The 538-nt window shown below is 53.7% G+C and carries 1 protein-coding gene; it reads left to right on the forward strand.

The features are described from left to right. Positions 1-152: 152 nt before the first annotated feature. The coding region (locus AC1DYI_RS38060) for a VOC family protein (RefSeq protein ID WP_477209218.1) at positions 153-538 on the forward strand (386 nt) is incomplete at its 3' end.

The raw sequence follows: 538 nt of genomic DNA on the forward strand, positions 1-538 counted from the left end.
GCTTAGCAATGCGCCAGCTGCCTAACCCCTCCGTCAAGGGGACCTGCCTGCGGCAGGCCCCTTACGTCGAACGTTAGGCTGCACAGAGCAACTTTGCGTCGCTTCGGCAAATCCAGAACTCACACGTCGAGATCAAACGAAGGAAAGAACAGATGTTTAGTCACGTGATGGTTGGTTCAGATGACATTGCTCGCTCTAGGCGCTTCTACGATGCTGTTCTTGGTGTGCTCGGTGCTGGAGAGCCAATTCAGAATGAAAACAAGACCGGGCAGCTCCGTCTGTTCTATCGACACGACGGTGGAACGTTTTGTGTAAGCCAGCCGATCAATGGAGAGTCTGCGACCTTCGCCAATGGCGGAACCATTGGCTTCAAGTGCAGTTCGCCTGAGCAAGTTCAGAAATTCCACGACGTCGCAGTATCAAACGGTGGCACGTCGATTGAAGAACCGCCAGGTCTTCGCGAAGGCAAGCTTGGTTCAATGTATCTGGCATACGTTCGCGATCCAGATGGAAACAAGATCTGCGCCCTCTTCCGTCC

The organism is Ideonella sp. P3_A4 (genome assembly GCF_056403075.1).